We start from the raw sequence: 6,000 nt of genomic DNA on the forward strand, positions 1-6,000 counted from the left end.
CTGTAAGGGTATACGAAAGCGGCCTTTTTGTCAACGGCCAAACCGTCTTTCACGGGCCTGGTAGCTACGCAGGGCCCTCAGGAAGTCTATTTTTCGGAACTCCGGCCACAGCACGTCGGCGAAGTAGAACTCCGAGTAGGCGGACTGCCAGAGGAGGAAACCCGAAAGCCTTATCTCCCCCGAGGTGCGGATGATGAAGTCGGGGTCAGGAAGACCCGCAGTGTAAAGATGGCGGGCGATCTCCTCAGGGGTGAGCCCTTCGGCAATCTCCTTGGGGGAAAGACCCTTTTCATCGGCCTCGAGGAGAAGCCGCTTCACCGCATCCACGATTTCCTCCCGGCCCCCGTAGCCCAAGGCGATATTCAGCACCATGCCCTGGTGGGCCTGGGTCTGGGCCTCGAGGCGCTCCAGGGCCCTGAGCACCTCCGGGGAAAACCCCTCCCGCCGCCCGATGAAGCGCACCCTGACCTGGTGCTCCAGGATGCGGTGGTCCTCCGCCATCCTCTCCGCCTCCCGCACGAAAAGGCGCATGAGCTCCTCCACCTCCTCGGGGGGGCGCCTGAAGTTATCGGTGGAAAACACCCAGACCGTCACCGTCCGGATGCCCATCTCCAGGCACCACTCCAGGACCTCGTAGGCCTTTTGTACCCCAAACTCATGCCCCTTGACGGGGGCTAGGCCCAAGGCCCGGGCGTAGCGGCGGTTTCCATCCAGGATCAGGCCCAGGTGCTTGGGAACCGGGCCTCCTTTTACCTCCTGGAGGAGGCGCTTTTCGTAAAGCCAGTAGAGGGGCCGGGAGAGGGAGAGGAGGCGGCGGACCATACCCTTTCCACCCTAAGGCGGGAGGATGAGAAAGGGAAGGGCTAGCGGTATAGCTCCCGGGCGATGACGTGGCGCTGGATCTCCGAGGTGCCCTCGTAGATCTCCGTCACCTTGGCGTCGCGGTAGTAGCGCTCCACCCGGTAGTCCCGGTGGTAGCCGTACCCCCCCAGCACCTGCACCGCCTCCCGGGTCACCTCCACCGCCATGCCGCTGGCGAAGAGCTTGGCGGCGCTGGCCTCCAGGGTGAACCGCTCCCCGGAGTCCTTTTTCCTGGCGGCCTCCAGCACCAAGGCCCGGGCGGCCACGATCTTCACGTGCATGTCGGCGATCTTGAAGGCGATGGCCTGGTGCTCGCGCAGCTTCTTGCCGAACTGCTCCCTTTCGTCGGCATAGGCCTTGGCGATCTCAAAGGCCCCCCGGGCAATGCCCACCGCCTGGGCCGCCACCCCAATCCGGCCCGAATCCAAGCCCGCCAGGGCGTAGGCCAGGCCCCTCCCCTCCTCCCCCAGGAGGTTCTCCTCTGGCACGAAGACCTCCTCGAGGCGAACCTCGGCGGTGTGGGCGGCGTGGAGGCCCATCTTCGCCTCCGGGGGGCCAAAGGAAAGGCCTGGGGTGTCCTTCTCCACCAAAAAGGCGCTGATGCCCTTCTCGCTCCTGGCCATGACCACGTAAAGCTGGGCCTGGCCCGCGGAGGTGATCCAGCTTTTCAGTCCGTTCAGCACAAAGCCCCCAGGCACCCTCCTGGCCTCGGTGCGGATGCTGGCGGCATCGGAGCCCGCCTGGGGCTCGGTAAGGCAGAAGGCCCCGATCCACTCCCCCCGGGCCAGGGGGATGAGGTACTTTCGCTTTTGGGCCTCAGTGCCGAAGCGGAGGAGCATGTACTGGGGTAGCCCGCTGGTCACCGAGAGCACCACGGCCACGCTGGGGTCGGCGGCGGCAATCTCCTCCAAGGCCAGGGCCCAGGTCACGGAGTCCAACCCCACCCCTCCCCACTCCTCTGGGGTGGTCATGCCCAAGAAACCCAGCTCCGCCAGGGCCTTTAGCTGGGGCCAGGGGTACTCCCCCGTGCGGTCGTACTCCGGGGCCAAGGGGTAAAGGACCTCCTTGGCCACCTGGCGCACGGTGTCCAGCACCAGTTTTTGTTCGGTGGTCAGGGTCATCTTCCCTATCGTAACACTGCATGCTGGCAAAAAAACGTCACACTAAGTGCAGAAGCCCCCCTTTAGCCCAGATGCTTAACCCTCCCCCCAACGGGGAGCCCGCTGGGCCTTCAAGCCCAGGTGGTCCAGGATGCGCTGGGTGACGAAACCCAGGAGGTCGGAGATCTCCTTGGGCCGGTGATAAAAGCCCGGGCTTGCTGGGAGGATGACCGCCCCCGCCTCCGCCGCCTGCACCATGGCCTTCAGGGTGGGAAGGGGCAAAGGAGCCTCCCGGGGCACCAGGATCAGGGGGCGCCGCTCCTTCAGGTGCACGTAGGCGGCTCGGGTGAGGAGGGTATCCGCCAGCCCCAGGGCGATTTTGGCCAGGGTGCTGGCCGAGCAGGGTACCACCACCATTCCCCGGGTGGGGAAGGAGCCCGAGGCAATGGGAGCACCCAGGTCGCCGTCCTTGTACACCCAGCGGGCCAAGGGGTAGAGGTCCTTCGGGCTTAGGCCCATCTCCTCCCACAAGACCCGCTTGGCCCCCTGGCTTAAGACCAGGTGCACCTCGGCGAGGCCCTGCAAGGCTTGCAATAGGTCCAGGGCATAGGGCATGCCGCTAGCCCCCGTTAACCCCACCACCACCCGGGGAAGGTCCGCCATGGTCCCATGCTACCCCTGAACCTTGGCCCCACTTGAGGCCCCAACACAAAACCCCGGACCCCAAGGGGTCCGGGGGGCACCCCGTGGGACGGGGGCTACTTCAGCTCCACCACCGCGCCCACGGCCTCCAGCTTCTTCTTGATCTCCTCGGCCTCGGCCTTGGGAATGCCCTCCTTGATGGGGCCCCCCTTCTCCGCCAGGTCCTTGGCCTCCTTGAGGCCAAGGCCGGTGATGGCGCGAAGCTCCTTGATGACCTCCAGTTTCTTGGCCCCGGCGTCCTTGAGGATCACGTCAAACTCGGTCTTCTCCTCCACGGGAGCCGCCGCCTGGGCCGCCGCAGGGGCCGCGGCCACCGCCACCGGCGCCGCCGCGGTCACACCCCAGGCCTCCTTGAGAACATCAATGAGCTGCTTGAGTTCCAAAACCGTAGCCTGAGAAAGCTCTTCCTTGATGCGTTCAATGTCCAAAGCCATCCTCCACCTCCTATGCCGCCTTCTTCTCCGCGTACGCTTCCAAGATGCCTACCAGCTCGCGGGCCACACCGCCCAGGACCCCCACCAGCTCCGCCATGGGCGCCTGCAACACGCCCACAAGCTCCGCCCTGAGCTCGTCCATGGTGGGAAGCTCCGCCAGGGCCACCACATCCTTGGCCAAAAGCACCTGGCCCTGCAAAAGCCCGCCCTTGGCCTCGGGAATGCCCTTGGGGTTCTTCTTGGCGAACTCCGAAAGGGCCTTGGCCGCCGCCACCGGGTCCTGGTAAAAGACCACGGCGCTGGGGCCCACTAGCCCATCCAGCTCGGGCAGGCCCAGCTCCCTAAGGGCGATGCGGATCAGGGTGTTCTTGGCCACGAAGAGCCTGGCCCCCTTCTCCTTCAGGGCCTGACGGAGGGCGTGGGTCTCCTTGGCGGAAAGCCCCTGGTAGTTCACCAGGAAGAAGGAGCCATGGGCCCGCTCAAGGTTTTCCTTGAGGGCAGCTAGAAGCTCAACGTTGCGCTTATTGGGCACGCCTTCCTCCCTTTGGGGCAGGGGAACCCCAGCCGACTTTTGCGGATTTCCGAGAAACGCTCCCCCTGCAAGCGCCTCGGCGGGATGTTTAAGGCCTCAAGCCCCCCGCTGTCTTTGGCCTGGGCGCCCTAGCGCCCGGGGTGCCATAGGCGAGTCTAAAGGGAAAAGGGCCTGGCGTCAAGCCAGGCCCCCCTTAACACTCCCTCAGGAATGGGGGTTGATGCGAAGGCTAGGCCCCATGGTGGTGGTCACGTAGACGGAACGCAAGAAGGTGCCCTTGGCCGCCTCGGGCTTGCTGGCCTCGAGGGCCTTGATGAAGGCCCGGATGTTCTCGGCGATCTTCTCCGGGGGGAAGCTCACCTTGCCCACAGGGGCGTGGATGGCCCCGGTCTTGTCGTTGCGGAACTCAATGCGGCCCGCCTTGATCTCCTTGATGATCTCCCCGATGTTGAAGCCCACGGTACCGGCCTTGGGGTTGGGCAAGAGCCCCCTCGGGCCCAGGATACGGCCCAGCTTGGAGCCCACGGCCCCCATCACGTCTGGAGTGGCCACCACGGCGTCAAAGTCCAGCCAGCCATCCAGGATCTTCTGGATGATCTCCTCACCCCCCACGTAGTCGGCCCCGGCCTCCTCGGCCTCCTTGATCTTCTCGCCCTTGGCGATGGCCAACACCCGCACCTGCCTGCCCAGGCCGTGGGGCAGGGAAACCGTGCCGCGCACATTCTGGTCGGACTTGCGGGGGTCAATGCCCAGCTTGGCGTGGACCTCCACGGTCTCGTCAAACTTGGCCGTGGCCAGCTCTTTCAAAAGCCGGGCAGCCTCGTCAATGGTGTAGACCTTGGCGGGATCCACCTTCTCCAAAAGGGCCCGGTAGCGCTTGCCGTGCTTAGGCATCCTTCACCTCCGGGGCACCCACCACCTCCACCCCCATGGAGCGGGCCGATCCGGCGATCATCCGGGCGGCGGCCTCCAGGTCGGTGGTGTTCATGTCGGGCATCTTTTGCTTGGCGATCTCCAGGACCTGCTGCCAGGTGATGCGGCCCACCTTCTCCCGGCCCGGCTTATGGGCCCCCTTCTCCAGTCCCGCCGCCTTGCGGATCAGGTAGCTGGCGGGCGGGGTCTTGGTGATGAAGGTGAAGGACCGGTCGGCGTAGATGGTGATCTCCACCGGGACGATGGCGTCGCCCATGTTGGCGGTGGCCGCATTGAAGGCCTTCACGAACTCCATGATGTTGGCCCCGTGCTGGCCCAAGGCTGGGCCCACCGGGGGTGCGGGCGTGGCCTTGCCCGCCGGCAACTGAAGTTTCACTACCGCAACGACTTTCTTCATTTTTCCCTCCTAGGCTCCCCCCAAGTTGGGGGTGCGAACGCCTCCTAAGCCTTGACCACCTGGGAGAAATCCAGCTCCACCGGGGTCTCGCGGCCAAAGATGGTGACCATGACCTTGACCTTCCCCTTTTCCGGGTTGATCTCGGTCACGGTGCCGGTAAAATCCGCAAAGGGGCCGGAAACCACCCGCACCTGATCCCCTTCCCGGAAGGCCACCTGGGCCTTGGGGGCTTCCTTTTTGCCCAAAAGCCCCGACACCTCCAGGATATGCCGCACCTCGTCCGGGGAAAGGGGGACCGGCCTGTGGCCTGCGCCCACAAACCCCGTGATCCCCGGGGTGCCCCGCACCACCTCCCAGGCCTCGTTGGGCTCCTCCTCATCCCCCAGGTCCATCTGCACGAACAGGTACCCGGGAAAGAGCTTTTTCTTGACGACCTCCTTCTTGCCCCCCTCGCGGAGCTCCACCACCTCCTCCGTGGGGATCAGCACCTGGAAGATCTTGTCCTCCATACGGAAGGCCTTGACCCGCTTCTCCAGGTTGGCCTTGGCCTTTTCCTCCTGCCCCACGTAGGTGTGGACCGCGTACCATTCAATGCTCATCGCAAGAGTCCTACCAAGAAGCGGAAGACCAGATCGTAAAGCCCCAAGACCACCATGGCCACCAAGGTAAAGATGAGAATGGCCTGGGTACCCTCCACGATCTGCTCCCGCGTGGGCCAGGTGACCCGGGCAAGCTCGGCCCGGGCCTCCTGGAAGTAGCGAACAATCCGGGTAAACATCAGACCTTCACTTCCTTGTGCACCGTGTGCTTATCGCACCAAGGACAGTACTTCCGGAGTTCCAGCTTGCTGGTGGTGTTGCGCTTGTTCTTCTCGGTGGCGTAGTTGCGGCGCTTGCACTCGGTGCACTCCAGGAGGATTTTGATGCGGACTTCGCTGGCCATGGTTCACCCCCTTTCCCCAAAGAGGCGGCTATCCGCCCCTAGGATTACTCCAGGATCTTGGTGACCACGCCGGCGCCCACGGTCCGCCCACCCTCACGA

10 protein-coding genes are annotated in these 6,000 nt (G+C 64.6%); all 10 read right to left on the reverse strand.

Annotation, left to right across the window (positions count from 1 at the left end):
• Positions 1 to 30: 30 nt before the first annotated feature.
• Positions 31 to 822, reverse strand: coding sequence for an isoprenyl transferase (locus L0D16_RS09430; RefSeq protein ID WP_243031575.1), 792 nt, complete (start codon positions 820 to 822; stop codon positions 31 to 33).
• 41 nt (positions 823 to 863) lie between these two features.
• On the reverse strand, positions 864 to 1,982 hold the full coding sequence (locus tag L0D16_RS09435) for an acyl-CoA dehydrogenase family protein (RefSeq protein ID WP_243031576.1): 1,119 nt from the start codon (positions 1,980 to 1,982) through the stop codon (positions 864 to 866).
• 75 nt (positions 1,983 to 2,057) lie between these two features.
• Positions 2,058 to 2,624 (reverse strand): UbiX family flavin prenyltransferase, encoded by a 567-nt coding sequence (locus L0D16_RS09440; RefSeq protein WP_243031577.1) that lies wholly within the window; start codon positions 2,622 to 2,624, stop codon positions 2,058 to 2,060.
• 95 nt (positions 2,625 to 2,719) lie between these two features.
• Positions 2,720 to 3,097 (reverse strand): 50S ribosomal protein L7/L12, encoded by a 378-nt coding sequence (gene rplL / locus L0D16_RS09445; RefSeq protein ID WP_243031578.1) that lies wholly within the window; start codon positions 3,095 to 3,097, stop codon positions 2,720 to 2,722.
• 10 nt (positions 3,098 to 3,107) lie between these two features.
• On the reverse strand, positions 3,108 to 3,629 hold the full coding sequence (gene rplJ, locus L0D16_RS09450) for a 50S ribosomal protein L10 (protein WP_243031580.1): 522 nt from the start codon (positions 3,627 to 3,629) through the stop codon (positions 3,108 to 3,110).
• A 204-nt stretch (positions 3,630 to 3,833) separates the two neighbouring features.
• Positions 3,834 to 4,523 (reverse strand): 50S ribosomal protein L1, encoded by a 690-nt coding sequence (gene rplA / locus L0D16_RS09455; protein ID WP_243031581.1) that lies wholly within the window; start codon positions 4,521 to 4,523, stop codon positions 3,834 to 3,836.
• On the reverse strand, positions 4,516 to 4,959 hold the full coding sequence (rplK, locus tag L0D16_RS09460; protein WP_015716108.1) for a 50S ribosomal protein L11: 444 nt from the start codon (positions 4,957 to 4,959) through the stop codon (positions 4,516 to 4,518). The genes rplA and rplK overlap by 8 nt, the downstream gene beginning before the upstream one ends.
• A 44-nt stretch (positions 4,960 to 5,003) precedes the next feature.
• Positions 5,004 to 5,558: a transcription termination/antitermination protein NusG gene (nusG, locus tag L0D16_RS09465; protein ID WP_243031601.1), complete on the reverse strand. Its 555-nt coding sequence runs from the start codon at positions 5,556 to 5,558 to the stop codon at positions 5,004 to 5,006.
• Entirely contained in the window at positions 5,555 to 5,737 is a 183-nt protein-coding gene (gene secE, locus L0D16_RS09470; RefSeq protein ID WP_243029178.1) for a preprotein translocase subunit SecE, read from the reverse strand. Before secE ends, nusG begins: the two co-directional genes overlap by 4 nt.
• Positions 5,737 to 5,901, reverse strand: coding sequence for a 50S ribosomal protein L33 (gene rpmG, locus L0D16_RS09475; RefSeq protein WP_243031608.1), 165 nt, complete (start codon positions 5,899 to 5,901; stop codon positions 5,737 to 5,739). Before rpmG ends, secE begins: the two co-directional genes overlap by 1 nt.
• Between the last annotated feature and the right edge of the window lie 99 nt (positions 5,902 to 6,000).

The sequence above is a fragment of the Thermus altitudinis genome, assembly GCF_022760835.1.
Classification (GTDB): domain Bacteria; phylum Deinococcota; class Deinococci; order Deinococcales; family Thermaceae; genus Thermus; species Thermus altitudinis.